Genomic DNA, 25,498 nt, shown 5'->3' on the forward strand with positions numbered 1-25,498 from the left:
CATCTCCATCCATAACCGGTTTTTCACCTACTGAAGGAACGGAGGGAACAATTGTGACTATCAACGGGAAAAACTTCAGCACCGTTACAAGTGAAAACATTGTCAAGTTTAATGGCACAGAAGCAACCGTGACGGCCGCCACAGCTACTGCACTCACAGTAACAGTACCTATAGGAACAACTACAGGCAAAATAACCATACAAGTAGGCACGCAGACAGCGACCTCAACAAGTGATTTTGTTTACATACCACCCGTCCCTGTAGATGTATATGTAGCAGGTAAAGAATTCAATGGAACAAAATATGTCGCGAAGTTTTGGAAGAATGGAACACCTACCAATCTTACGGATGGCACCAGAAACGCATTTGCTAATTCCGTTTTCGTTTCAGGTAACGATGTGTATGTTGTCGGTAACGAATACTATGGTGCTGTGCAGGTGGCTAAGTATTGGAAGAATGAAACAGAGGTAAATCTTACTGACGGTACAAATGCAGCATATGCTGCATCTATTTTCGTGGCTGGTAGTGATGTATATGTAGCCGGCTATGAATACAAAGGAGCGAAGATGGTGGCTAAGTTTTGGAAGAACGGAACGGCAGTAGATCTCACCGATGGTACATATGGCGCATCTGCTAATTCAATTTTCGTGACAGGTAATGACGTATATGTCGCAGGTTCCGAATCCAACGGTAGTCAATCAGTAGCTAAATATTGGAAGAACGGAGTAGCTGTAAATCTGCCAGAGGGAATAGCCGCGAACTCTATTTTTGTGACTGGCAGCGATGTGTATGTGGTGGGAGAAGTATACGATGGAACAAATTATTTAGCCAAATATTGGAAAAATGGAACACCTATAAATCTTCCGGATGGACTTAGTGCTAGTTCTGTTTTTGTAGCTGACAACAATGTATATATATCCGGCTATAAATACGATGGAAAAGCAACCGTAACTAAATACTGGAAGAATGGAGTTTCTGTAGACCTTTACAGTAGCTCATCCGGTGGTGGTGGAGGGGCTATCTTTGTGGTTGGTAGTGATGTGTATGTAGCCGGTTATGGACATGACGGGAATAACCAGGTCGCCAAATACTGGAAGAATGGAACAGCTGTAGACCTTACCGATGGTTCTAACGGTGCATTTGCCGAAGGTATTTATGTGAAATGAGTTTTTTGTTTTTCAGAATGAGGTGATACTATCTGGATTTGTTGAAGATTCGTAAAAACCTTGAGTCTCAATAAATCTTGACGGAAAAGGTTCGAACTACCGACCCTCCAGTCTACATTTAAGATTTAAAGCCTGAAGTCTTCATGACTTCGGGCTTTTTTGTTAGAAGATATCTGTTCGATTCTCTATCGCCCTCGAAATTCTCACAACGTCCTAATTGACCAATCAAAAATTTTGAACCATAATCCGTTATAACTATAAATCGATTTAAGTATAGTGCAGGCGAAGTTACTTGCAATGATGTAATAGATATACATATCGCGCAACGATGCTTTTGTGAAATATATTTTAGCACACAACCATCTTCGACCATGACACACGATCAATTGCATATCCTTTATTTAAGCGAGGTATACATTATAGATGGATAATTCGCCTTTAGAAAAGCTGGTTTTTTTAAACAAGTAGCAACTACTAAAGATATTAAAAGTCCACTTGAGAAATTAATAGTACAATTTTGAGATGCCTGAGATTTCGTGGATATTGGGTGGCTCAACTGAATTGGCCACTGGCATTGCAAAGTCATGACGGACAAAAGGAATATAAACGACATTCATATATATATCGCAATATATGCTACATGCGGTTAGCCAATTGTTAGCGGTGTAAAACGACTAACAATCAAACATTGAGAAAAAAGTTTTTAAAACTAATAATTACAAACAGGATGATCATACGATTTCTTTTTTTAAGCCTTGTATTACTTCTGACAGGCAGCACTATTTTTGGACAGACTAAGCAAGACAGTCTAGAAATAAAACAAGCGGCTCTTGATTACATTGAATCACAACACAAACCAAATCCTTTACAAATGGAACGTGCCTTGCATCCAAGAATGGTAAAGAGGACATTTTGGAAAGACAAAGCAACAGGCAAAGACTATGTTCGAGAGACAACTACTGAATCTATGGTCTTACTTGCCGAAAGCTATAATAAGAATGGTGATAAGTTTCCATCCTCGCCAAAGAAAGAGGTAAAAATGCTCGATGTTTCGGAGCGGACAGCGTCTGTAAAATTAATTGCTGACGAATGGATTGACTATATGCACATTGTCAAACTAAATGGAACTTGGAAAATTGTAAATGTGCTTTGGCAGTTTAATGACACCAAACAACACTAAACAATCTAAAAGGTGGACTATACCATGTGGAAGTTAAAATTTGTCTTTTGTCTTAATAAATTCTCTTAAAAACATGATATGTTCACTTGACAAAGCTGAAGCTTGGCAGCGAGTTTTAGTCTCTAAAAAACTTGATTTTCAGTAAATCCTGAAGGAAAAGGTTCGAAATACCGACCCTCCAGTTTACATAACATCAAAAAGCCTGAAATCTTTACGGTTTCAGGCTTTTTTTGGTTCGAAGTAATCCTGTTCGGTTCATTGGATGCTCGAAATTCTTACAAAATCAAGGTTTCCTAATTTGACTAATCAAGCGTGTTCGAACCTCTCAATCTGTCATAACTATAAATCGATTCGAGTATAGGGCAGGCGAATATTTACTTGCAAATAAGTATTCGTAGTATGCTAAATATATTTCACAAACAACCTCATTACGCTATATATGTATAGTCGTCTATTGCATATCCTTGATTTAAACGAGGTATAAATTATAGATGGATAATTCGTCTTTGGAAGAACTGTTTTGTTTAAACAAAATAGCAAATTGAGTGGCCCATTTTGATGAGAACATGGTACACTTTAAATGCGTAAATCTTACTGACGGAACAAGTATAGCAACTCTTTTACTTGAGTGTCAAGAGTGCTCTAACTTTCACCTGCAATAACGATAAATTGACTTGTAATAGGTGTCTTGATTTATGATTGGCACCTAGCAATTCTTATTGTGGGATATATTCTTTGTAGAGTAATTCTTTTTAGAAAGCTGTTTACTATGAAGCAAATGCCAGGTTCGTTTAGAATTATACGCGGAGGTTTTGTTAAGTACTGTATTTAAGTACAGCAAGTGAGATGTTAATTTGATACAATATTTAGTAGTGTTTTATTTAATATTTGTATATCCTATAAATTAGGTATATATAAATGCTGATGAGCAGTGTGTATATAGGTAATTTTACCATACATTTGGGGTTCCGAAAACCTATTTTTCACCCTTGAACCCTTAAATATAAAACTAAATGAAATTTATTGTGTGCGCTAAGTCCGTATTGCTATTGGCAGTTTTACTCGTATTTAATTCATGTAACGATGATGATTCCTCAACAGCATCTCCATCCATAACCGGTTTTTCACCTACTGAAGGAACGGAGGGAACAATTGTGACTATCAACGGGAAAAACTTCAGCACCGTTACAAGTGAAAACATTGTCAAGTTTAATGGCACAGAAGCAACCGTGACGGCCGCCACAGCTACTGCACTCACAGTAACAGTACCTATAGGAACAACTACAGGCAAAATAACTATACAACTAGGCACGCAGACAATAACTTCATTAAATGACTTTGTTTACATACCGTCTGTGTACGTGGCAGGGCAGGAATACAACGGAACAAATGGTGTAGCTAAGTACTGGAAAAATGGAATACCAACGAGCCTTACCGATGAAACTAAAGAATCAACTGCTACTTCTATTTTTGTAGCAGGCAGTGATATATATGTGGCCGGCAATGAATCTAACGGCAGTAAAACAATAGCCAAATACTGGAAGAACGGAGCAGTCGTAAATCTTACCGATGGCTCAAATGCAGCGTATGTCGAATCTATTTTCGTTGCTGGTAATGACGTGTATGTTGCAGGTTACGAATCTAACGGAAGCAGGTCAGTAGCTAAATATTGGAAGAACGGAGCAGCAGTTGAGCTTACCGATGGCACACAGAATGCAAAAGCTACTTCAATTTTCGTTGCTGGCAATGATGTGTATGTCGCTGGCAGAGAATCGAACGGCACTAATGCAGCAGCCAAGTATTGGAAGAATGGAATGGGTGTAAATCTATCCGATGGGTTGGTTGCTAACTCTATTTTTGTGGCCGGTAGTGATGTGTATGTGGCCGGCTATGAATACAATGAAACAGATTATTTAGCCAAGTACTGGAAAAATGGAACAGCCAGATACCTTAACGATGCATATAGTGCTACTTCTATTTTTGTAGCTGGTAGCGATGTATATGTGGCCGGCTACCAACACAAGGGAAGCGTAACCACATGCAAGTACTGGAAGAACGAAGTTTCTGTAAACATCTACAGCAGCTCAAGTGGTGGAGGGCTAAGTTCCATTTTCGTGATAGGTAGTGATGTGTATGTTGCGGGTTCCGAATTGGCTGGTGACTATTACGCAGCCAAATACTGGAAGAACGGAAACGCTGTAAGCCTTACCGATGGTACTAGCCATGCCGGTGCCACTGCCATTTATGTGAAATGATTTTTTTTATCTTTTATAACGCAGTGGCATCATATTTATACCTGGACTTGGTTGTGTATCTTAAAAAGAACCTAATTCTTAGTAAATCCTGAATGAAAAGGTTCGAAATAGTGACCCTCCAGTCTACATTTAAGATTTAAAGCCTGAAGTCTTCATGACTTCGGGCTTTTTTTGTTAGAAGATATCTGTTCGATTCTCTATCCCCTCGAAATTCTCACAACGTCTTAATTGACCAATCAAAGGTTTTGGAACCATTAATCTGTTATAGCTATAAATCGATTTAAGTATAGCACAGGCGAATGTTTACTTGCAATGATGTAATAGATATACATATAGTGCAACAATACTTGTTTGTGAAATATATTTTAGCCGACACCATCTTCGACAATGACATACTTCAATGAGGGTATATTTCGATATATCCGCCCCACAACCAACCTTCTTTGCCCTTGAAATCAACTTTATACCAATTTGCTGTACGTCCAGAAATTGTCTCGCTACCGCCATTTTTGTCTATGATACCGACTATCTCGTTGTGAGGAATTGTTAGCAAAACTCTTGCACTTGAACTTGGTTGGTCTCTTGCTATTTGAGAGGTGACTAAACCATCCTAAATTTTAATGTGAGAAGTACCTTGCCAAGCATGCAAAGTGGTTCCAAACTAATTATATATATAATCAAACCTTATTGTGCCAGCAACGTTTTCTTAGATAACGATTGTCAGTATACCTCAGGTGTCCGGTTAGTATATATATAGTGTTAGTTCGCAGTCTTGATCTTGAAAATACGCTCTGCATTTCCATGAGCAATTTTAGCGCGCTCCGTTTCGGAGAGTTGGGCTGATTCAATAAACGCGACAGCCGGTGCCGTAGGCTGGAAAGGATAATCAATTGCCCACATAATACGATCGATCCCTATCTTATCAATGCAGAAGCGAAGAGCGAGCGGGTCTTCAACACCACTTGTTGTAATGGTAATGTTGCGTTGAAAATATTCACTTGGCTTAAGGGCATTCTTACGGCCCGCACGTGCGCCTGGTGCGCCCATGAAGTCGAGTCGCCATAACCAGAAGGGCAATGCCTCACCCATATGTCCAATAATAATTTGAAGCTTAGGAAACTTATCTAAGACGCCACTGAATATCAGACGAAGTATATGTGTACTTGTCTCAAGACCATAGCCCCAAACGGCTCCTTCTAAACGATAGTCACGAAAAGGAGCGGCCATGCCATCGGAGGGAGCACGTGGATGAATGTACAACGGTGCGCCTAGTGCTTCAGCGGCTTCCAGGATTGGCCAAAATCGCGGTTCATCAAGATAGGAGTTTTCAGTATGAGAGTTGACAATAAAACCATTTAGCTTTAGTTCATTGATTGCCCGTTGCATTTCTTTTGCAGCAACGACTGGATCTTGAGGTGCAAAACTAGCGAGACCCGCGAATCGTTTTGGATTGCGGCGAATGGCTTCCGCTAAACGGTCATTTGAAAGACTGGCCAATTGTGCAGCTCTACTACGTTCAAAAATTTGTATGCCTGGCATTGCCAGTGAAAGAACTTGCATATCGACACTATTTGTATCCATGTCAGCTAACCGTATCTCATTCAAATCAAGAAGCTTTGGCAAGAGGCTTAAGGCAACACGGTCCCGGTCGGCAGCATTCACTTGCGCTGAGGGTGGAGGTGTTGTAGTGCGGGGAGCATCATAGATTTGTTTCAAAAGAAGTAAATCCAGGTTTGTGCCGCCTTGCTTCACAACATCAGATATAGCTTCAGCTATTTCAGGAATATTGAACGCTTCTTCGGTGGCAATTTTACGCAATTGTTGTTTAGGCAACTTATCCGATGATGAAGCTTCATCTTTTGCTTCAACAGAAAGAGGCAGCGCTGTCGCCGCTACCAATGAGGAAATATTTCTTAGGGCAGTCCTTCGGTCCATATTTGAGATAGTCTGACGCATAGCGATAATACATTTGGAGGTGTAGTGATAACTTCATTATTACAGACAAATCAAATGCTTTATAGGTTGTAGGTCAATAACCCTTTTGTGTAATAAGGCGGTAAGAAATTGATCACACAGTTAAAGCACGAATAAGTAATACAGATTGATAAGATACTGTCAGTTTGCGCAAATTAAAAGCCTGAAGCCATAAAGACTTCAGGCTTTGTTTCAGTTATGGTATATATATATATTCTTAAATTGGTTTTTAACCCGTAGCAGACTGGCCCCTATATTTATTTAACTGCTGGTGATGCCGAATGGTGATTGGTTTATACTGAGTTTTCTAATCCAAAAGAAGCTAATTCATCAGCAATAGGCAGTGTCTTCAATCCCATTTTTGTTAACCGGTATTCTACTCGTGGAGGAATTTCATGGTAGGATTTTTTGGAAACAAGTTTGTTTTCGACCAGGGAATTCAGTTCCTGGATTAAAACTTTTTCACTGATGCCAGGGATGGCTCTTTTTAACTCACCATATCGCATCACGCGATCATTGATCTGGAATAAGATGAGCAAGGTCCATTTACCTCCCAGTAATCCAAGCGCCCTTCTTACAGGACAATTCTCATCCGATGCCTTGATTTCTTTCTGATTCTTTTTCATTGATTAATAATAATTCTGACCATTGGGTAAGTACCCTACCAGCAGGTATGTACTTGTACAAAGGTATGTATAAGAGTAATCTTGCATACGGAAATTATAAAGAATATGACAGCGAAAGAAGTAATCACAGCGTTTTCAGACGCGCTTGGAAAAGGAGACATTCCGAAAGCCTTTTCTTTTTTTAGTTTGGAAGCGAAGTGGCACCAACCTGGTAACAATAAGTTTTCCGATACTAAGAACAAACCGGAACAAATTGGTGAAATGCTTTCAAAGATGATGGAATATACCAAAGGCACTTTGGTCATTCAGCCCAATGGAGCCATGATGGTAAACGCTAATTTGGTGTCTGCACCTGTTCGTTTCAGTGCCCTATGCGAAGGCAAAAGTTTAGATATGACGGGTATAGACCTATATGGAGTAAAGGACGGAAAAATTATCAACGTGTGGCTTTTTTCAGAAGATCAGAACCAAGAAGATGATTTTTGGGGAGTCTGATTATATAGGTATATGCGCAGCAGCACAAAGGTTAAATTCGAATTTAGCTGCAGGTCTTCTACAGAAAGTTAATTTTTAATAATAAAGCTATAGCAACTTCGGGTTCCTCTTTGTTGCTATAGCTTTATACTCACCGGAAAGTAAGTATACATTTATTATGCCTTCTCCAATTCCTTCGTAAATGCTTTTACAAATCCTGGTTTATCTTTTTTAACCTCTTTCAGCAGTTGCTTCCTATCTTCGGGTATAGTGAAATATTTTTCAGCCCATACATTTATTTCAATCATGATAGGGAGCAAGTCGATTCCTTTGCGTGTTAATTTATATAGCACTTTCGCCTTACTGTCTGGATGATCTAGTTTTTCTATGATCTTGTTTTCTTCCAGCGCCTGCAATCTGGAGGCCAGGATGTTGGTGGCTATTCCTTCCGGTGACTTTAAAAAATCACCATATGTACATTGTTTTGCTGTCATCAGGTCTCTGATAATCAGCAGAGACCACTTATCTCCCCACACATCAAGAGAACAGCTAACCGGACAATCTGATCTTTTTTTGGATTTTGCCATAAATGTTTCCTTTTAATCACTTGCATTATGAAAGTGATTGTTGATATTTGCACTTGCATTATGCAAGCAAAATTACAAAACCGCTCGAAAAAGAGCAAACATATTTATGAAAGCACATATTGGTGGCCAAAAGGTCTGCGAATAGTAAAAAGCAAATCTTAAGTAAAGGTTAAATAGTTTTCAAATTTTAATAATCAGATAAATGAAACAGATCGTTAATATTTTAGTGATCGTGAGTATCATCATGCTCTTATTTTTAGGGGTAAGAAATATGTTTTTCCCCTCTAATACATTCGAACAATATGGTATAAAACTAGAGAGCGTATTAACCTTTAATACGTTTCGGGGAGCGATCAGCGGAATGCTTATAGGAATTAGCATGATACTGCTTATGGGATTGCTGACCAGAAATAAAACATGGTATCATTCTTCGCAGTTGCTTATATTGGTAATACTTTTTGGCAGAATATTTAGCGTTATGGTTGATGGCTGGACAAATGCAGTAATGCCACCCATAGTAGTGGAAGTTTTTATAATTACTGTATTGTATTTTGCTTCTAAACAATTAGATACTTCAAAAAAACGAGTTTGACGAGCAGGGGAGAATGAATGAAACTTTGAAGTGTGTAAAGCCAACATGCGATAAGTTTTATATGATATAGCCTATGCACTTATTGAAATCTTTATTTCTTCCGGATTTTCCCTCTGGTTCCTCCATCAATTTTTACGATGATAAATTATTTCTTGTAGGCGATGATGCAAGTAGTATTTTGATACTTGATTCTTCCTATGAAAAGATTGGTTCGGTACAACTCTTTGAGCATCCCGAGAAAAGAATTCCGAAGAAGGAAAAGACAGACTTCGAAGCTTCATCCTTTCTGAGTATAGATGGTATGGAGCATTTACTCATCATGGGCTCCGGTTCAAAACGACTGCGAAAAAAGATTTATCTCATTCCATTTCAAGAACGCAAACTTGATCTCAGTCAATCGAGTATAATCGACACGGATATTTTTGTTGATCGTGTGCTGTCATCTGGCGTTGATGAGGTGAACTTTGAAGGTGTAGCGTTCATGGGAACCAGTCTTGTTATTAGTAACAGAGGTAACAGAAAAAATATAACAAATCATTTGATCATAACCGATGAGCGTTTCTGGAATAATCAAAGTGAAGTAGTGATGAGGGTAACTCCGCTCCAGGTTCCTTCCTTCTCAAGCAACGTCCCTGGAGTTTCTGAAATATACTATGAAGTATCTTTAGATCTTCTGCTCATCGCACTGTCAAGCGAGGACACGGACACTGCCTATAACGATGGGGCGATTGGTAATAGTTATATCGGCTGGATCCGGAATTTCGGAAGTAAAATTATGAATAGTGTTTTTACGATTGAAGGGATAGTTTGCCTGCCTGATATACATTCGGATTTTGCGCGCGAAAAAATAGAAGGTTTGTGTATAGCCCAGATTGAGGGTAACTCGATGATAATTCATCTCATTTCCGACAACGATCAGGGAGAAAGTAAACTATTCAAAGTAAAAATGCCAATTCCTTCTTAAGGCGTTCGCCTAAGCGAATAAGTATATGTATTTATAGGGGTTATTTGTAGAATAATCTTCTTACACTATGTTTTTGATTTCATACAAATTGCAAATGATCTTGAGAGTAATCTATAGAAAACATCTATAGATTAAGTTCATCAGGAATAGGGAAGTATTTTTCGGCCCATATGTTTATTTTCAATCACTACAGGCAGTAAATCATTCCCTTTACGAGTCAATTTATATAACACTTTTGCTTTACTATCAGGGTGCTCCAGTTTCTCAATGATTTTGTTTTCTTCCAGCACGTGTAATCTGGAAGCCAGGATATTCGTGGCTATTCGTTCAGGCGGCTTTAAGAAGTCACCGTAAGTATACTGCTTTGCAGTCATCAGTCTCTGATAATCAACAGAGACCACTTATCTCCCCATATATCAGGAGAGCGGCCAACCGGACAATCTGATCTTTTTTGCGCGAGTCATAAAAAATAATTTAAAATCACTTGCATATTGCAAGTTGTTATTATCTTTGCACTTGCATATTGCAAGTAAATATAATGAAAACATGAAATGAAACAAACAATTCTAGTTACCGGAGCTTCCTCGGGTTTTGGACTTCTTATCGCCCAAAAACTTCATGACAGTGGCCATCATGTAATTGGCACAAGTCGTAATCCGGAAAAATATATAGGTAAACTGCCTTTTAAATTTTTAGCACTGGACATTGCTGATGATAGTTCAATTGAATCTTTTGGTAAGCGGCTGTTCTCTCAGATTGATCAGTTGGATGTACTTATAAACAACGCTGGGTATTTAGTGACTGGACTTGCAGAAGAAACTTCTATTGAACTTGGAAGGCAACAATTGGAAACAAACTTTTGGGGAACTGTTAAACTCACAAACCAAATACTTCCCTATTTTAGAAAGCAGGCGCATGGGAAAATAATTACCATAGGATCTATTCTTGGTTTAATTGGTCTACCAAATGTCTCATATTACTCGGCTTCAAAACATGCTCTGGAAGGATATTTCAAGTCGCTACGATTTGAGTTAAATCAATTCAATATCAAGGTAAGTATAGTGGAGCCTATGGGTTTCAAAACCAGTATAGGTGACAATGCAATCAAGTCCACAGGTATAATACATGATTACCAGACATTCCGACAACAAATTGCAGCGTTCACAAAGCGCGAATTTGACAATGCAGCTGGTCCTGAACCAGTGGTACATACCGTGTTGAAAGTTGTAAATGAAAAAGCTCCCAAATTCAGCTATCCGGTAGGGAAGGGCGCATCGATTTTTCTCACGCTACAACGGGTTGCTTACCATACTTTTGAAGGCGCTATTTTGAAAAGAGTGAATGCCACAAAATAATTAACAAACTGAAAATATATAGTCGATCTATAGCATAGAGGCGCGATTAATATACCGACACCTATAGCGTTAAATCCTATCCGTGTAAACAATCAAGCTATCTGTTCTGAACACTTTTGAATCATGAAAAAACAACATATCATATTTTACTTATGCCTGCTTACAATAACACACGCATCTGCGCAAATCGCCAGCGCAAGTGATAACCCTAAAACTGTCATGCAAAGCACCATCTATCAAAATGTACCAACACAAACCATCGATGTCCAGGGAACAAAGTTTGTGTATCGTAAACTCGGAACCAATACCGGTGTACCGGTAATCTTTCTAAATCACTTAGCCGCTACAATGGATAACTGTGATCCACGTATTATGGATGGCATTGCTTCACACTACCAGATAATTTGTTTTGATAATCGAGGCGTGGGCGGAACGGAGGGAAAAACTCCAAAGACAATTGCCGAAATGGCAAAAGATGCGAGAGCATTTATTCATGCCTTAGGGTATGAGAAAGTTGATTTGGTTGGCTTTTCATTAGGCGGTTTTATATCACAGGAAATATTACTTCAAGAGCCAGCGCTCGTTCGTAAAGCTATTATAGCAGGAACTGGTCCTGCTGGTGGTGAAGGAATTAAAAATGTTACAAGAATTACCTACTTAGATATTTTCAGAGGTCTTCTGACATTCAAGGATGCCAAGACATATCTTTTTTTCAACAGAAATAAAAACGGGAAAAAGTCTGCAAAAGAATTTTTAAGCCGGTTGGAAGAACGGAAAGAAAACCGCGATAAAAAAATGAAAGTCAGTAATTTTCAAAGGCAACTAAAAGCTATACATGCATGGGGACTGCAATCATCACAAGATTTATCAGTGATAAAGCAACCGGTGTTAGTCGTTAATGGCGACAATGACAGAATGGTGCCGAGCAGCAATACAGAAGATTTAAGTAAGCGTATCCAAAATTCGGAGCTTATCATTTATAAAGATGCAGGACATGGTGGTATATTTCAGTATCATGAGGAGTTTGTTAAAAAAGCACTTGAATTTCTGGCGCAGTAATCTCGCTTTCTGTTAAAACATAAAAAACTAAAATTATGAAGGCATTCATCATCGATCGTTATAAAAGTAAAAATGGCGGACGCATTACAGAAACCGCTGAACCGGAACTGCGAGAAAATGACGTGTTGGTTCAAGTCCATGCTGCCAGTATAAATCTACTCGATTCCAAAATTAGTGCGGGAGAATTTAAAATCATATTGCCCTATACATTACCCCTTATATTAGGCAATGATGTAGCAGGTGTCATAACAAAGGTGGGCTCTCGTGTAAGGAGATTCAAACCCGGTGACGAAGTATATGCAAGGCCTGATAAGGACAGAATTGGTACGTTCGCAGAATTCATTTCAATGGATGAAAAGGATGTAGCTATTAAACCGAAGAACCTCACTATGGAGGAAGCTGCATCTATACCCTTGGTTGGTTTAACGGCCTGGCAGGCATTGATTGAAAAAGGAAATCTGAAAAAAGGACAAAAAGTTTTTATTCAGGCTGGTTCTGGTGGTGTGGGTACATTTGCAATTCAGTTGGCCAAACACTTGGGTGCTATTGTCGCAACTACAACCAGCAGTGCAAACACTGAATTGGTGAAAAGCCTCGGTGCAGATATAGTGATCGATTACAAAAAGAATGACTTCGAGACTATACTTCGTGATTACGATCTGGTTTTAAATAGTCAGGATGCCAAGACCCTTGAGAAATCTTTGCGCATTCTCAAGCCAGGAGGAAAACTCATTTCAATCTCAGGGCCGCCAGATCCGGATTTTGCGAATGAAATCGGATTACCTTGGTTCATGAAATTAATAGTGCGTCTGTTGAGCGCTGGTGTTCGGAAGAAAGCCAGACGTCTTCGTGTTGGTTTCTCATTTCTTTTTATGAGGGCAGAAGGTGAGCAATTAAGCAAGATCACTTCTCTCATCGAAGCTGGTATCATACGACCTGTAATGGACAAAGTATACCCTTTCGAAGAAACGCATGAAGCTATAAAGTATGTGGAATCCGGACGTGCAAAAGGAAAGGTCGTAGTAAGAATCAAATAGTATATTTATAGTGTGAATCTTTTTTGTTAATTATATAGGGGAGGGTAGGAGTATCTAGTCTCAGTATGGACAATAAATAAAAAACCTGAGGTCGTGGTGGCGTCAGGTTTTAGTATCATTGCACATGCAGATTAATTACCTCTCAACGAAGTCTGCTTACCGTCCCAGACATTGTTGGTAATATTACGATCCGGAAATATACCTTTAGGATCTATAGCCACCTTACTGATAGCACCATCGGAATCTGGGGTAAACTTGTAAACAGATCCTTGCTCCCAGATTTCTACTGGAAAATTATGAAACTCTTTGTTCCCATTTTCATAGGTAATTTCGATCTGTAAAGGCATTGCAGCCCGTTCCATATTTTCAACAATGACTATGGCTTTTCCAATTTGTCCTTTGGCAGGATTTATAATTTTAGTTACGCTTTGATCCAGCGCGTAATTTTCGAGGAACATAGATTTCCAAAACCAGTTAAGGTCTTCGCCCGTTGAATTGTTGATGCTGCTGAAAAAGTCCCACGGTGTTGGATGCTTGTAGGCCCAGTCACGGATATACTTTCGGAAGGCGAAATCAAACCGTTCTTTCCCTACGATATGTTCCCGCAGCAGCGTGAGTAAATATGCTACCTTTTGATATTGTACAGTATATACTTCATTTCCCGGAATAACATCGGGTCGGGTCATGATGGGAACAAGTGAATCAGCGAAGAGCCCTTCGACCGGTATATCAATTTCAGGATACCCTATAAATTCGCCACCATTAAATTCTCTGGTAGCCATGTTATCCATAAACGCATTTAGTCCTTCGTCCATCCAGGCATATCTCCGTTCGTTACTTCCTACAATCATCGGAAACCAGGTATGTCCAAGTTCATGGTTAACCACAGCCCAATACATGTTGCCTTTATCTTTTGCAGAACAAAAAACAAGGCCGGGGTACTCCATGCCATCCAGGTTTGATGCAACATTCACGGCCTTGTTGTAGGGGTATTCATACCATGTTTGAGAGAAGTTTTGCAGCGTAAATTTTATATACTCCCCTGAACGTTCCCAACTTTGAGCAAGCTTCGACTCAATTGGATATAGCGAGCTTCCCAGTACTTTTCTTCCGCTCGGTAAACTAATCCCAATGCCTTCCCATACAAATGATTTTGAAGCTGTCCAGGCAAAATCCCGTGCAGAAGTTAATTTGAATTTCCAGGTACAAAAAGGTTTTGAAGGTCGTGAAGCAACTTGGGTAACTTCTTCAGCTGTCTGTATATATACTTTTTTGTCAGACAACTTTGCTTTGTTCCAACGTTCGAGTTGTGAGGGAGTCAATACATCTCCAGGGTTGAGAAGATCGCCAGATGCTTCAACGATGTAGGCTGAAGGCAGCGTGATGTTAACATCAAAATTTCCATACTCTAAATAGAATTCGCCATTGCCCAGATAGGGAAGTGTGTTCCAGCCATTGACATCGTCCAATACACAAAGACGCGGATACCATTGTGCCACGGAATAGATGTCACCATTTTTAGTGGATAGTATATCGGTACGATTCACATTAAAATCAGCGTTCCTGAAATTTCTCGGGAATTTGTAACTATACTTTACCTGGAATGAAAGCTGTTTTCCCGAGGAAAGTGGTTCCTGGAGCTCAATCTTCATTCGCGTATCATGTATACTATATGTGCCTTCATACTGTGCTGCTTTGGAATTGCTCAGCATGACAGACTCAATGACAAAACCGCCTTCGAATTTTGGATCGGTCGCTTGGCTTGTCAGAAACAGTTTACTGTCCAGTCCCTTTGAGTGCTTTTTGTATACATTCTGGTCCATCTGCAACCATAAAAATGAAAGTTCATTTGGACTGTTGTTAGAGTATATAATTGTTTCAGTTCCCGTAATGACTTCAGCTTTGTCGTCGAGGGTTACGTCAATTTTATAGTCAACCCGATTTTGCCAATATGCCGGACCTGGTTCGCCTGTGGCAGAACGGTATGAATTGCCTATCGGTAAAAAGGACGAAGCAGAAAATAAATCAGAAGCTATATACTTTGATTTTGGCTGCTCCTGAGATTGAACTAAAGTCGTTTTAAGAAGAATAAAAAGGCAGAAAATGGCAATAATGCGATTCATAGGTGGTTCAACCAAGGTTTACTAATGTTTGCTAATATACTATAAAATGCCAGTCGGTATGTTGTTTTTGATTTTGTCATACCGTAATATTGCGGTATGACAAAATCAAATGGGAATTACCAAGTCAGAATTATTTAAAAAACGCCAGAATAGGATTGCCCATCTGGCAAAAGCATTTGATCATCCGGCAAGGGTAGCGATAATTGAATACCTCCTTGGTAATCAAACGTGTATTTGCAATGATCTGGTTGATGTGCTTCCACTATCGCAGTCTACCATTAACCAGCATCTTAAAGAGCTGAAAAGCATTGGTATAATTAAAGGTGAGGTTGAAGGCCCGAAAGTCAATTATTGTATTGACGAGAAAGTCTGGGAAGAAGCACGAGAAATGTTCCTGAATATATTCTCGCAATATATTTCAAAGAAAGACTGCTGCTAAAATTTATACCACTATACTGTAAGTTTCAATATACTATTTACCAATAAACACCAGCATATGCCCGCAGTCGAAAAAGGAATATTACTTCCTTCATTAACATCCACAGTCATGCAGTTAACCAGCGGGTTTGATGAAATTCCCTCTGCGCGTTTTGAGATACTGAATACGTTGACATTCTTCATTCAGAATAAGATTGCAAGTAATCAAAATGTATACTTGAATTTTATTTGTACTCATAATTCTCGTAGGAGCCATCTGTCTCAGATTTGGGCTCAAACTGCAGCACATTATTATAACATTCCCAATGTCTTTTGTTTTTCAGGAGGAACGGAAGCGACAGCATTTAATCCGAGAGCTGTACGGGCCATGCAGTCTGCAGGGTTCTCAATATCAAAAATGTCAGAAGGCGCGAATCCTATATATGATGTAAAATATTCTTCGGATATACCCGCTATAAAAGCATTTTCCAAGACGTATGATGATCCCTTTAATCATAATAAAAACTTTGCAGCAGTAATGACCTGTTCGCATGCTGATGAGAATTGTCCTGTAGTATTTGGTGCTGAAGCAAGAATTCCACTTCGGTATGATGATCCGAAGGAGTTCGATGACACGCCTCTGGAGGAAGCCAAGTATACTGAAAGAGTTTACCAAATCGGCAAGGAAGTATTGTTTGCATTTTCACAAGTTAGATTTTAGGAATTATGAATAATGAAAAGCAGCTTGGCTTCCTGGATCGCTACCTTACTCTTTGGATTTTCATCGCAATGATCCTGGGAGTGATGCTTGGAAACTTCCTTCCCATGGAACAATACATGGCAAACTTTCAGGTAGGAACTACCAACGTTCTAATCGCTGTAGGACTTATAGTGATGATGTTTCCGCCACTCGCTAAGGTAAGGTATGAGCATCTTGGCAAAGTATTTAAGAATATAAAAATTATCAGTCTGTCGCTGATCTTGAATTGGATTATAGGGCCGATATTAATGTTCTTGCTGGCTATAATTTTTCTGCGTGATAAGCCAGACTATATGATCGGATTAATTCTGATTGGACTAGCCCGCTGTATCGCCATGGTTTTAGTGTGGAACGATCTGGCAAAAGGAGATAAGGAGTATGCAGCCGGACTCGTAGCATTGAATAGCATTTTTCAGGTACTGTTCTATAGTATATTTGCCTGGCTATTTATTACATTTTTACCTTCCGTTTTTGGAATAGAGGGATATGTCGTAAACATAAGCATGGCGGATGTAGCCAAGAGCGTTTTCCTCTACCTGGGAGTACCGTTTATCGCTGGTTTTCTTGTCAGGCGATTTTTTATGAAAACACGCGGAGAAGATTGGTATATAAAACATGTCGTTCCTAAAATAAGTCCGCTTACGTTGATTGCTTTACTTTTTACGATTGTAATCATGTTTAGCTTCAAGGGTAAGATGATCGTGGAAATTCCCTTCGATGTCATTCGTATCGCTATACCGTTGGTGGCCTATTTTATAATCATGTTCACATTAAGTTTTATACTTTCGAAGAGACTGGGCGCTAATTATGCAGAGAACGCTTCCGTTTCGTTTACGGCAACGGGCAATAATTTTGAATTGGCCATTGCTGTTGCTGTCGGAGTATTCGGAATTAACTCAGGGCAGGCATTTGTTGGCGTTATCGGGCCTCTAATTGAAGTTCCCGCTTTGATCTTATTGGTGAACCTGGCGTTTTGGTTTAGAAAAAAAATGTATCCCGTTTAAAAAAAATGCGTCTTTTTCGAGGGCTTCTCGTTCTATGAAAGTAAGAATATATCAAGTGACATATGAAACTACTGGCAGAAACAAAATGGAGTTTTTTCGAAAATGAACTGAAGGGTTTTGTCTATAAACGGGTAAAGGATAAAGCGCTTACCGAAGACATCGTGCACGATGTTTTTATAAAAGTTCAAAATAAGATCGATCACTTGCAGGACACTAAAAATGTTACCGGGTGGATTTATCAGGTTACCAAAAATATGATCATTGACCATTTCAGAAAGCAGTCAAAACATATTTCTACAGCAGACCTGAATTGGAATGATGATGGCAGTAATTTTAATGAGTGCGTTGAGAATGCTTTAAAGAAATTACTCTTAACCCTTCCTGCTAAATATAAAGAAGCACTGCAAATGGCGGAACTTGAAGATCTCTCGCAACTTGAAATGGCCGAACGACTTGGTATTTCCTATTCGGGCGTGAAATCACGTGTGCAACGAGCGAGACTTATGCTAAGGGAAAAACTACAGGAGGCTTTGATTATAAAGACAGATGTGTACGGAAACGTAGTGGTCTGCGTAGACCGTGATCCGTATTGTTGCAAGTAGATAAGTGTTGTATAACTAGGTATATATGTATAGTAAAGGAAGGCGGAAATAATCCGCCTTCTTTGTTTTAGCAGCAACCTGAGCCGCAGCATCCACCACCTTCGATGGATATAGTTAAATCTTCCATAATTGAAATTATTAAAAAGTGAATAATGATTTAATGAACATTTTGTTCACACCATAAACGCACTGCATAGATAAAAGACGCAACCTTACAGCAATTTTAAATTGCGTCCATTTTTTCAAGTCTCCGTTATTAGAAAAATTTTATAGACATGAAAACGATCAGTACTTTTTTACTTGTAATCCTGACAACGGTTGGTATATCCTATGGCCAACAGAAATTAGCGCCTGTCAGTGGACATTACAAAGACTTTCAGTTGGCCAGTGCTCTACCGAATGTACAGCGGGCATGGATGGACACAGTCAAGTATCCGCCAGCTGAATATGGAAATTCAATTGTTTATCTCCTGGTAAAGCCTCATTACTTATCGGAAGATCAAGTAAAGAAATTGAGTGAAAGTATAGCGTTCCCAGCCAATAGTTCCGACCAGGTCAGGAAGGAACTTGATTACCTGTTAATGCTTCAGGATAAACGAACTCCGGAGCAAATTAAAAGGGTGGAGTATCTCGGAGATATAGGTTACTGGCCCTCTATAAACATGGTGCCATCGCATGCTGCTTACGAAGAGAATTTAAAACATTTGTTCTTTGAAGGAAGGGAATTGATGGGAGAGAACATCCACGCAGGAAATTTTCCAAAGGTTTCTAAATTACTTCAAGGTGTTATGCAAGACATGCGCCTGATGGAATTCACAATCAAGTATAAATTGCTAAGACCGCGTCCGTATCACCTTGAGCCGGGGCTAAATCCACTTACAAAAATTAACTCACCATCTTTTGCCAGCGGTCATACATTATGGGCATTTGTTCAAGCCTTCACGTGGAGCGAAATAGTACCGGAGAGAAAAGATGCATTTATATCGTTAGCAGAAGAGATAAGAAGATCAAGAGAAGTAATGGGAATTCACTACCCAAGTGATAATGAAGCTTCGCGCCAGGTAGCGTATAAGATGCTCCAATACTATTTTGAGAATCCGGCATTCAAAAAGGATTTACAGGAAGCTGTAACCGAATGGAATAGTAAGGCTTCAAAGTTTATACGGAATTGATTCAATATAGCATTCAAACTTCAAAAGCAAGGCAATCTTTTAGACTATATATACAAGTTGTATTTTTAATGCACTCACCCACTATAATAATAGCGATTTCAGTTTGATCGTGCTAAATTTGATTTAACCCAAATTAATCAATTCACGGTATGACAGTTGAGACTTTTATCAGGACGAACCTGCCTATATATAAAGAGAGTGATTTTGCCTTGCCTTTTGAAGTTGAACAGAAAGAATTCGGCAAAGACTATATAATAACCCGCTATGAACAGGTGGAGAATAGAATTCTTCTTTTAAGTGAAGGGATCGTACAGATCAGTACACTTAAAGGAGATGAGGAAAAAATACTGGAATTTGTTTTTCCGGGAGAATTTTTTTGTGCCTATACATCTTTCCTGTTGCAGCAACCTTCCGATGTTCAGGTTATAACGCTTGCTGATTGCCGTGTGAGCATTATAAAAAGAGAGGACATGCACCGGGCGAACCAAGTCTCACTTGTCTCAAGTCACTTGAGCCTTCATATAGCCCAACAGTTGTTTTTGTCCAGGGCAAGACGAGAGAAAGACTTCCTCACACTCTCAGCCGAAGACCGGTATAAAAGACTACTAGAAAAAGATCCCGAAGTTGTACAACGTATCCCAGGCAATAAGGTAGCAAAATATTTAGGCGTTCAGGCCGAAAGTCTGAGCCGGATACGGAAGTCAATCATTACTTAACATACATCAATCTTTATTTTTATCCTTTGGACTTAATTTGTGATAGACAATCAAACGAGATGTATGAATGATGATTTATTAAATCAGGCCTCTGCTGCCTTGCGCAAAGCAGCGTTAAACGACCAGGCAAAAGAATATATACTATCGAGCCCCGTATTGTTCAATACTCTGAAAAAAGCGGCGGACCGATATATAGGGGGGGAGACACTGGAAGAAACGATTAGCAAAGTAAAAGTCGAGAACGAAAAAAGGTTTAAGTGCTCGATTGAATTCATGGGAGAAAATACGCGAACGGAGCAGGAAGCGAATGCAGCCCGGGATGAATTCATAAAAATATGTCGGGTAATTAAACAACAGGGATTACAATCTGCCGTGTCCCTTGATTTATCTCATATCGGACTTGCTATTTCACGGGACTTGAGTTTAGCGAATTTAAACTTGATTTGTTTGGAGGCATCCAAGGGAAATATCGAAATTATAATCAGTGCTGAAGACGTGGGAAGAACCGATGCGGTTCTGCAAGTGTATAAAGATATCACGAAGGTATATAACAACGTTGCCGTTACACTGCAGGCATATCTTCATAGAACCAAAGAGGATTTTGAGGATATCATAAAGCTGAATCGTAAGATTAGAATTGTAAAAGGAGCATTCGAGACGCCACCGGGGCTTTCGATGCCACGGGGCCATCAATTGGATAAGGTATACCTGGAGTATGTCGAAAGAATGTTGTCTAAAAATCATCCGTGTTCCATCGCTACACATCATCATGAAATTCAACAAGAAGTTAAAGGCTTGATCCGGAAGTACAACGTGGACACTACGTCTTATGAATTCGAAAGTTTGTATGGAATACAAAACGAGCAATTACTGAAGTTGAAAGATGAAGGGTATACTACGAAGCTATACTTTGTTTATGGCAAGGAATGGTATTTATACGTGTGCAACCGGCTTGCCGAATATCCTTTAAATATATTTCGTGCACTGCAGGATATTGTAGCATAGATACATCAATTCAGACCTATATTGTACTAGTAAAATTATAATAGGAATCAACAGTATATATACGTAACAGCTTCTCGGTAGAAAAAATATAAAGTGATACGGAGTATTACGTAGTAACGGTGCTATATATAGGTGTATTTTTGTGTTCATAAATTGAAATACAAAAAATTATGATCACCAGACTTCATACGGTAGAGGGTATTACACTGGATTTTGATTCTTCTGTTCCATACCTGCTTGCGACCTATACGGGCTACGCAACGTCACAGGATTTTCGAAGTCATTGCGAATTTGGAATTACCTGCGTACGACAGAAGGTCGCAGAACATGGAAAGGTTGCATGGCTTACTGATTTAAGGAAATCAGAGATTTTTATGGAGGATGATGTGAAGTGGACTAACGAGTATTGGAATGTACAGGTATATGAAAGTGGTCTTCGATATTTCGCACTGGTAATGGCTGAGAATATTTTTGCAGCTATGAATGTGGAAGAGTTTATGGAAGAGCATAAGAGACGTAAGGAGCCACTTGTGATCAAGCTGTTCTCTGACATGGAGTCTGCTGCAGCGTGGTGTCGGGAGATGCTTGCAGTCTAGTGGTTTGTAAACGATATACAGTGGTGAGTACAGTATATATTTAATGTCTTATCTTCAAACGTTGCTGCCTGCTTCCGTAAATCTTGCGTACGGAGGCAGGCAGCTTCATTTTATCCCTTAATTCATAGCATCTCTTACAGGCTTGCTGTCAACAATTTGTTCAAAGCTGATAATCCTACTGTCTTTTAGTTTCCAGAGGTGGGCAACACGGGCCTTAAAGAATTTCCCGGATGCTTTATACGTTCCCGAGTACGTACCATAGGCGATCACCCGATCGTCAGATGCGATATAGTCTTCAACAGTAAGCTTATAGTCAATCCACTCACTGGCAAGTCTGCTAAATACATTTTTACTGATCGCTTCAAAGCCTATATACGTGCCGGCATAAGGAAAGCCTTGTGCTTCTGTCCAGTGAGCGTCTGCAGCCAGATATTGTGCCAGGTTCTTCCCGTTCTCTTCCGAAGTTTTTCCTTCGTAAGTACTTCTGATGATTTCAAGATTTGACATGGTGTTGTCGTTTGAGTTACAGGCTGACAACACATTGAAGGTTGCCAGCACTATAAGTATATATATTCCTTTTACCATTTCATTTCACCGGTGTTGACCTTTGCACCGATCTGCAATGCAGTCTCAAATGTGAGTTGAGGATATTTAGCTTTTAGAGTTTTGATCAACTCTTCCGATGTTTTAGATGTTTTTAAAGCATTGCCATAAAACTGGATATACTCTTTTGTATGTTGAACTGCCTTCAGGTCAAACGGAGAATCAGATTTAGCATGGGCCGGTATAACAATAGCAGGTTTGAGACTTTCTATTTTCTCCAGAACCGATGTCCAGGCCTGACGCGCTTCCGGAGTTTGTGCATCGGCCATCCACAGGTGGAACGTTGTTCCGAATACATTTATACCTCCGATGACTGCTTTGATACTGGGTATCCACACAAAAGTTTTTTCCGGCGATGTACTTGTTCCGGTAACCTCCAGCGTTTGGCCATCTACGGTAAGTGTATTATTCTTGAGCACCTGTGGTAATATAGCATTGGATGTGATCGCTTTACCGAGACGTTCTCCCCATACATCAAGCTTCTTCTGTGCTGTGGCTTTGATATGCTCAATGGTTGTAGCCGTTGCATATACCGTTACTTCCGGGAAGTATTTTTTGAACACTTCAAGTCCAAAGTAAAAATCAGGATCGCCATGTGATATATAGATGGCTGTGAGCTTTTTGCCAGACTCTTTGATTTGCTGGGCAACTTTTTCAGCGTCAGCGATTGTAAACTGAGCGTCTATCAATACTGATTCCGTTGGCCCAGAGACAATAACCGATGCTACACCGAAACTTGTTTCCGCTGCGTTATATACCTGCAGGGTGAGTTTGTCAGCCTGAATGGTTTTGAATGTTTGTGCTTCCATTTTTGTGAGAATTAAATTGAACAGTAAAATGAGTACTAAGATTTTCCGTTGTTTCATATACAAAGGTGATATGCGTCAACAGTGATTTCCATTGAACTTGTTCAATAAACAGAAACAGGGATGTCTTAACTCCGAGATATTTTTTTACGGATTTTGCTTACAAACTCGTGCGATACGCCAAGGTACGCAGCAATCTGTATGTTGGTGAGGCGACTGGCAATATCGGGGTAGCGTTGCAGGAAATCCTGATAGCGTTGATCTGCTGTTTTGCTAAGGGTATCGATCATGCGCCGCTGCAGTGCTATATGTGTTTTTTGAGTCATTACCCTGAAGAGCTTTTCTACTTTGGGCATATCCTCGTAGAGTTTCTCTTTATCAGCTTTGTTAATGACAAGTATTTCGCTGTCTTCGAGTGCTTGTATAGAAAGTTGAGAAGGAGTTTGGTGGATAAAGCTGTCGATGTCCGTGATCCACCAGTTTTCTGCTGCAAAGTATACTACTTGTTCAAAACCTTTGTCATTCAGGTGATATACTTTGAAACAGCCTTTGTTAACGAACGCTTCAAATCCACAGACTTCACCTTCCTGTAAAAGAAATTCTTTTTTCTGAACGGTTGTTACGCGAAACGGTTCGGCGAAACGCGCGAACTCCTGGTCATTCAATGTTATATTGAGTGCTATATTCTTTTTAAGGAGGTCTGTCATAATCTAATGAACGCGTTTAATACAGGGCTTAATTGCTTCTGATTTGTAAAGATCGGTGCAGATTTGAATCCTTTTCAAGATGCAATATTACAAACTGAGATGCACTGTATTTGAAAGTATATTTTCTCAAATGGAAGTTCCTCTGTCAGTGTTCAAATCTTCTGATGCTTTCCTTGCGAGAGTAATTCAGCCATGTATAGCTTGGATTTTCATATGAGTCATTACATGTCAGAAGATATCATTTCGGATTATGCATAAAAAAAGCGCAAGCATCGCTGCCTGCGCCGAACATCATTTTAACCCAAATAAAAATGATTGTTTTACTGGGTGTAAAATTCGCTATACCCGGCTTCGTGTACAATCAATAATATACGCATGCTGGTGTATGCTTAATCGGTAAACTGACATCCGTATTTCTACGGATATACCTTGTGATTATTTCTTTTTGGCAGATTTACCTTGCTTTGTTTCTGTCTGCATTGTTTGAATGATAGCATCGAGTAATCCGTCCTTATCAGTATCAAGCGATAGTTCCCAAAACATGATGCCGTCAAGTTTGTGATCGATGGCGTACTTTGTTTTCAATGCAAGAGATCGCTTGTCATCATAAGTGATGAATAATTTTTCAGCAGCATTGTAACTATAGGGAGCCTTGGCTACGTCATCCCAATATTTTACAAATCCTTTTTGTTCTGATATTTCCTGATCAAAATTTTTGAAATCTATACCGGCTTTGAATTTACCAGATTGATATAGTCCGTTGTTCGTAGCCACAACACCTTCCCACATTCTTCCATAGAACGCTCCACCGATCACTAGTTTGTTGGCAGGAATTCCAAGCTTGATAAGATATTGAACAGCGTTGTCAGTAGACTCACGGAGCTGTGGTGTGGAATACAAGGCAGTGTGATGTCCTGTTACAGTAGAGTATCCGTTGACAAGGTCGTAAGTCATTAAGTTAACGCGGTCAACTTCCTTCATAACTTCCTTCCACTCGACAGACTCATCCAGAAACTTTTGAAATCCACCGGCAGCAAAACTCACTTCATATTCAGTGCCCAGTGTTTTACGAAGATCACGCACCAGTGCAGTGAAGTTTTGTTTGTCTTCCGGAACGAATCGGTGTCCCGGGTATCCTTCAATAGTAGGGTACTCCCAGTCGAGATCAATTCCATCAGATTTAAAATACTGGTTAAGTTTGAGTACGGACTGCGCGAATTCTTTTCTCCCCACGTCAGTCGAGAAAACATCCGAGCATGATGGACATCCACTCCAGCCACCCAACGAAAGAATTACTTTTAATTTAGCATTCCGTTTTTTGAGATTAACGAGTTTTTGAATCGTTGTAGAATCACGCTTGCTATCAACAGTAAGTTTGTTACCGGTTAAATGGCAGAAACTAAAGATGATGTGAGAAAGTTTTTCAGCCGGCAGGTTATCAACCTTTTCGGGCCCGGCAGAGTAATAAGCAATTACATTGAGCTTACCAGGTTGCTGCGCACACACGTTAAGTGCGAGCAGGCAAAGAAAAAATAAAATGCTTCGATGCATAATTGGAGGTTAGAGTTTGAAAACCAAAGTTCTCAAAGTTTGAGGAAGAGAACCCCGTACTTTTGATGAAAGGACTAATTTACTGACATTGTAGGGAATGTGTTGTGTGTATTTTTTAATGTGCAGGTGTGCTTTTTTCGCATACCTTTGCCCTTTAAAATACTATA

Annotated in this window: 27 protein-coding genes; 17 read left to right on the forward strand and 10 right to left on the reverse strand. The window is 39.6% G+C overall.

The features are described from left to right. The 3 genes from B5Y40_RS10315 to B5Y40_RS10325 form a co-directional block, all read left to right on the forward strand. Positions 1-1,166: IPT/TIG domain-containing protein (locus tag B5Y40_RS10315; RefSeq protein ID WP_079687153.1), on the forward strand; the 1,166-nt coding region annotated here is incomplete at its 5' end. Between the two features lie 688 nt (positions 1,167-1,854). Next, positions 1,855-2,346 (forward strand): nuclear transport factor 2 family protein, encoded by a 492-nt coding sequence (locus B5Y40_RS10320; protein WP_221408887.1) that lies wholly within the window; start codon positions 1,855-1,857, stop codon positions 2,344-2,346. A gap of 1,013 nt (positions 2,347-3,359) precedes the next feature. Further along, positions 3,360-4,601, forward strand: a complete 1,242-nt coding sequence (locus B5Y40_RS10325; RefSeq protein ID WP_079686588.1) for an IPT/TIG domain-containing protein — start codon at positions 3,360-3,362, stop codon at positions 4,599-4,601. Positions 4,602-4,998: 397 nt separating this feature from the next. On the opposite strand, the gene B5Y40_RS30105 is transcribed toward B5Y40_RS10325, so the two are convergent. The 3 genes from B5Y40_RS30105 to B5Y40_RS10340 form a co-directional block, all read right to left on the reverse strand. Then, positions 4,999-5,190, reverse strand: a complete 192-nt coding sequence (locus B5Y40_RS30105; protein WP_079686589.1) for an SH3 domain-containing protein — start codon at positions 5,188-5,190, stop codon at positions 4,999-5,001. A gap of 170 nt (positions 5,191-5,360) precedes the next feature. Further along, a complete protein-coding gene (locus B5Y40_RS10335; RefSeq protein WP_221408888.1) occupies positions 5,361-6,557 on the reverse strand; it encodes an amidohydrolase family protein in 1,197 nt (398 codons plus the stop codon). A gap of 311 nt (positions 6,558-6,868) precedes the next feature. After that, a complete protein-coding gene (locus B5Y40_RS10340) occupies positions 6,869-7,201 on the reverse strand; it encodes a winged helix-turn-helix transcriptional regulator (RefSeq protein WP_079686591.1) in 333 nt (110 codons plus the stop codon). Positions 7,202-7,306: 105 nt separating this feature from the next. Here B5Y40_RS10340 and B5Y40_RS10345 point away from each other — a divergent pair, with 105 nt between their 5' ends. Next, positions 7,307-7,696: a nuclear transport factor 2 family protein gene (locus B5Y40_RS10345; RefSeq protein WP_079686592.1), complete on the forward strand. Its 390-nt coding sequence runs from the start codon at positions 7,307-7,309 to the stop codon at positions 7,694-7,696. A gap of 155 nt (positions 7,697-7,851) precedes the next feature. On the opposite strand, the gene B5Y40_RS10350 is transcribed toward B5Y40_RS10345, so the two are convergent. Then, positions 7,852-8,262, reverse strand: coding sequence for a winged helix-turn-helix transcriptional regulator (locus B5Y40_RS10350; RefSeq protein WP_079686593.1), 411 nt, complete (start codon positions 8,260-8,262; stop codon positions 7,852-7,854). A 202-nt stretch (positions 8,263-8,464) separates the two neighbouring features. On the opposite strand from B5Y40_RS10350, the gene B5Y40_RS10355 reads away from it, so the two are divergent. Beyond that, positions 8,465-8,854, forward strand: a complete 390-nt coding sequence (locus tag B5Y40_RS10355; RefSeq protein WP_079686594.1) for a DUF4345 family protein — start codon at positions 8,465-8,467, stop codon at positions 8,852-8,854. Between the two features lie 73 nt (positions 8,855-8,927). Further along, positions 8,928-9,818 (forward strand): DUF6929 family protein, encoded by an 891-nt coding sequence (locus tag B5Y40_RS10360; protein WP_079686595.1) that lies wholly within the window; start codon positions 8,928-8,930, stop codon positions 9,816-9,818. A 140-nt stretch (positions 9,819-9,958) separates the two neighbouring features. Here the strand turns inward: B5Y40_RS10360 and B5Y40_RS10365 are convergent, their stop codons facing one another. After that, positions 9,959-10,192, reverse strand: a complete 234-nt coding sequence (locus tag B5Y40_RS10365; RefSeq protein ID WP_221408889.1) for a winged helix-turn-helix transcriptional regulator — start codon at positions 10,190-10,192, stop codon at positions 9,959-9,961. 177 nt (positions 10,193-10,369) lie between these two features. On the opposite strand from B5Y40_RS10365, the gene B5Y40_RS10370 reads away from it, so the two are divergent. From B5Y40_RS10370 to B5Y40_RS10380, 3 genes are all read left to right on the forward strand, one after another. Continuing rightward, a complete protein-coding gene (locus B5Y40_RS10370; protein WP_079686596.1) occupies positions 10,370-11,173 on the forward strand; it encodes an SDR family oxidoreductase in 804 nt (267 codons plus the stop codon). Between the two features lie 123 nt (positions 11,174-11,296). Beyond that, the gene (locus tag B5Y40_RS10375) at positions 11,297-12,232 is read left to right on the forward strand and encodes an alpha/beta fold hydrolase (protein WP_221408890.1); all 936 of its coding nucleotides are present in this window, start codon (positions 11,297-11,299) and stop codon (positions 12,230-12,232) included. Between the two features lie 35 nt (positions 12,233-12,267). Further along, on the forward strand, positions 12,268-13,269 hold the full coding sequence (locus tag B5Y40_RS10380; protein ID WP_079686597.1) for an NADP-dependent oxidoreductase: 1,002 nt from the start codon (positions 12,268-12,270) through the stop codon (positions 13,267-13,269). 131 nt (positions 13,270-13,400) lie between these two features. Here the strand turns inward: B5Y40_RS10380 and B5Y40_RS10385 are convergent, their stop codons facing one another. Continuing rightward, positions 13,401-15,392 (reverse strand): M1 family metallopeptidase, encoded by a 1,992-nt coding sequence (locus B5Y40_RS10385; RefSeq protein ID WP_079686598.1) that lies wholly within the window; start codon positions 15,390-15,392, stop codon positions 13,401-13,403. A gap of 109 nt (positions 15,393-15,501) precedes the next feature. Between B5Y40_RS10385 and B5Y40_RS10390 the strand changes: the two genes are divergently transcribed. The 8 genes from B5Y40_RS10390 to B5Y40_RS10425 all read left to right on the forward strand — a co-directional run bounded on the left by B5Y40_RS10390 (position 15,502) and on the right by B5Y40_RS10425 (position 21,664). Then, positions 15,502-15,831, forward strand: a complete 330-nt coding sequence (locus tag B5Y40_RS10390; RefSeq protein WP_079686599.1) for an ArsR/SmtB family transcription factor — start codon at positions 15,502-15,504, stop codon at positions 15,829-15,831. 57 nt (positions 15,832-15,888) lie between these two features. Continuing rightward, positions 15,889-16,530 (forward strand): low molecular weight phosphatase family protein, encoded by a 642-nt coding sequence (locus B5Y40_RS10395; protein WP_245840513.1) that lies wholly within the window; start codon positions 15,889-15,891, stop codon positions 16,528-16,530. Positions 16,531-16,535: 5 nt separating this feature from the next. Then, complete coding sequence (gene arsB / locus B5Y40_RS10400; protein WP_079686600.1) at positions 16,536-17,573, forward strand: ACR3 family arsenite efflux transporter; 1,038 nt, start codon at positions 16,536-16,538, stop codon at positions 17,571-17,573. Positions 17,574-17,635: 62 nt separating this feature from the next. After that, on the forward strand, positions 17,636-18,175 hold the full coding sequence (locus B5Y40_RS10405; protein WP_079686601.1) for a sigma-70 family RNA polymerase sigma factor: 540 nt from the start codon (positions 17,636-17,638) through the stop codon (positions 18,173-18,175). A 275-nt stretch (positions 18,176-18,450) separates the two neighbouring features. Continuing rightward, positions 18,451-19,347, forward strand: a complete 897-nt coding sequence (locus tag B5Y40_RS10410; protein ID WP_079686602.1) for a phosphatase PAP2 family protein — start codon at positions 18,451-18,453, stop codon at positions 19,345-19,347. A 149-nt stretch (positions 19,348-19,496) separates the two neighbouring features. Continuing rightward, complete coding sequence (locus B5Y40_RS10415; protein ID WP_079686603.1) at positions 19,497-20,063, forward strand: Crp/Fnr family transcriptional regulator; 567 nt, start codon at positions 19,497-19,499, stop codon at positions 20,061-20,063. A 63-nt stretch (positions 20,064-20,126) separates the two neighbouring features. Beyond that, entirely contained in the window at positions 20,127-21,068 is a 942-nt protein-coding gene (locus B5Y40_RS10420; RefSeq protein WP_079686604.1) for a proline dehydrogenase family protein, read from the forward strand. A gap of 170 nt (positions 21,069-21,238) precedes the next feature. Further along, positions 21,239-21,664 (forward strand): STAS/SEC14 domain-containing protein, encoded by a 426-nt coding sequence (locus tag B5Y40_RS10425; protein ID WP_079686605.1) that lies wholly within the window; start codon positions 21,239-21,241, stop codon positions 21,662-21,664. Between the two features lie 117 nt (positions 21,665-21,781). On the opposite strand, the gene B5Y40_RS10430 is transcribed toward B5Y40_RS10425, so the two are convergent. The 4 genes from B5Y40_RS10430 to B5Y40_RS10445 all read right to left on the reverse strand — a co-directional run bounded on the left by B5Y40_RS10430 (position 21,782) and on the right by B5Y40_RS10445 (position 25,331). Next, positions 21,782-22,249, reverse strand: a complete 468-nt coding sequence (locus B5Y40_RS10430; RefSeq protein ID WP_221408891.1) for a nuclear transport factor 2 family protein — start codon at positions 22,247-22,249, stop codon at positions 21,782-21,784. After that, complete coding sequence (locus B5Y40_RS10435; RefSeq protein WP_079687157.1) at positions 22,243-23,076, reverse strand: MBL fold metallo-hydrolase; 834 nt, start codon at positions 23,074-23,076, stop codon at positions 22,243-22,245. The genes B5Y40_RS10430 and B5Y40_RS10435 overlap by 7 nt, the downstream gene beginning before the upstream one ends. A gap of 125 nt (positions 23,077-23,201) precedes the next feature. Further along, on the reverse strand, positions 23,202-23,780 hold the full coding sequence (locus tag B5Y40_RS10440; protein WP_079686606.1) for a Crp/Fnr family transcriptional regulator: 579 nt from the start codon (positions 23,778-23,780) through the stop codon (positions 23,202-23,204). A 435-nt stretch (positions 23,781-24,215) separates the two neighbouring features. Then, positions 24,216-25,331 (reverse strand): glycoside hydrolase family 18 protein, encoded by a 1,116-nt coding sequence (locus B5Y40_RS10445; protein WP_079686607.1) that lies wholly within the window; start codon positions 25,329-25,331, stop codon positions 24,216-24,218. Positions 25,332-25,498: the final 167 nt, after the last annotated feature.

Origin of the sequence: Ohtaekwangia koreensis (assembly GCF_900167975.1) — a bacterium.
Classification (GTDB): Bacteria; Bacteroidota; Bacteroidia; order Cytophagales; family Cyclobacteriaceae; genus Ohtaekwangia; species Ohtaekwangia koreensis.

Excerpts from the sequence above, each read along its gene's own strand:
- B5Y40_RS10325 (WP_079686588.1), top strand. The coding sequence starts at position 3,360 with ATGAAATTTATTGTGTGCGCTAAGTCCGTATTGCTATTGGCAGTTTTA.
- B5Y40_RS10335 (WP_221408888.1), bottom strand. The coding sequence starts at position 6,557 with ATGCGTCAGACTATCTCAAATATGGACCGAAGGACTGCCCTAAGAAAT.
- B5Y40_RS10340 (WP_079686591.1), bottom strand. The coding sequence starts at position 7,201 with ATGAAAAAGAATCAGAAAGAAATCAAGGCATCGGATGAGAATTGTCCT.
- B5Y40_RS10345 (WP_079686592.1), top strand. The coding sequence starts at position 7,307 with ATGACAGCGAAAGAAGTAATCACAGCGTTTTCAGACGCGCTTGGAAAA.
- B5Y40_RS10350 (WP_079686593.1), bottom strand. The coding sequence starts at position 8,262 with ATGGCAAAATCCAAAAAAAGATCAGATTGTCCGGTTAGCTGTTCTCTT.
- B5Y40_RS10355 (WP_079686594.1), top strand. The coding sequence starts at position 8,465 with ATGAAACAGATCGTTAATATTTTAGTGATCGTGAGTATCATCATGCTC.
- B5Y40_RS10360 (WP_079686595.1), top strand. The coding sequence starts at position 8,928 with ATGCACTTATTGAAATCTTTATTTCTTCCGGATTTTCCCTCTGGTTCC.
- B5Y40_RS10365 (WP_221408889.1), bottom strand. The coding sequence starts at position 10,192 with ATGACTGCAAAGCAGTATACTTACGGTGACTTCTTAAAGCCGCCTGAA.
- B5Y40_RS10370 (WP_079686596.1), top strand. The coding sequence starts at position 10,370 with ATGAAACAAACAATTCTAGTTACCGGAGCTTCCTCGGGTTTTGGACTT.
- B5Y40_RS10375 (WP_221408890.1), top strand. The coding sequence starts at position 11,297 with ATGAAAAAACAACATATCATATTTTACTTATGCCTGCTTACAATAACA.
- B5Y40_RS10380 (WP_079686597.1), top strand. The coding sequence starts at position 12,268 with ATGAAGGCATTCATCATCGATCGTTATAAAAGTAAAAATGGCGGACGC.
- B5Y40_RS10385 (WP_079686598.1), bottom strand. The coding sequence starts at position 15,392 with ATGAATCGCATTATTGCCATTTTCTGCCTTTTTATTCTTCTTAAAACG.
- B5Y40_RS10390 (WP_079686599.1), top strand. The coding sequence starts at position 15,502 with ATGGGAATTACCAAGTCAGAATTATTTAAAAAACGCCAGAATAGGATT.
- B5Y40_RS10395 (WP_245840513.1), top strand. The coding sequence starts at position 15,889 with ATGCCCGCAGTCGAAAAAGGAATATTACTTCCTTCATTAACATCCACA.
- arsB (WP_079686600.1), top strand. The coding sequence starts at position 16,536 with ATGAATAATGAAAAGCAGCTTGGCTTCCTGGATCGCTACCTTACTCTT.
- B5Y40_RS10405 (WP_079686601.1), top strand. The coding sequence starts at position 17,636 with ATGAAACTACTGGCAGAAACAAAATGGAGTTTTTTCGAAAATGAACTG.
- B5Y40_RS10410 (WP_079686602.1), top strand. The coding sequence starts at position 18,451 with ATGAAAACGATCAGTACTTTTTTACTTGTAATCCTGACAACGGTTGGT.
- B5Y40_RS10415 (WP_079686603.1), top strand. The coding sequence starts at position 19,497 with ATGACAGTTGAGACTTTTATCAGGACGAACCTGCCTATATATAAAGAG.
- B5Y40_RS10420 (WP_079686604.1), top strand. The coding sequence starts at position 20,127 with ATGAATGATGATTTATTAAATCAGGCCTCTGCTGCCTTGCGCAAAGCA.
- B5Y40_RS10425 (WP_079686605.1), top strand. The coding sequence starts at position 21,239 with ATGATCACCAGACTTCATACGGTAGAGGGTATTACACTGGATTTTGAT.
- B5Y40_RS10430 (WP_221408891.1), bottom strand. The coding sequence starts at position 22,249 with ATGGTAAAAGGAATATATATACTTATAGTGCTGGCAACCTTCAATGTG.
- B5Y40_RS10435 (WP_079687157.1), bottom strand. The coding sequence starts at position 23,076 with ATGGAAGCACAAACATTCAAAACCATTCAGGCTGACAAACTCACCCTG.
- B5Y40_RS10440 (WP_079686606.1), bottom strand. The coding sequence starts at position 23,780 with ATGACAGACCTCCTTAAAAAGAATATAGCACTCAATATAACATTGAAT.
- B5Y40_RS10445 (WP_079686607.1), bottom strand. The coding sequence starts at position 25,331 with ATGCATCGAAGCATTTTATTTTTTCTTTGCCTGCTCGCACTTAACGTG.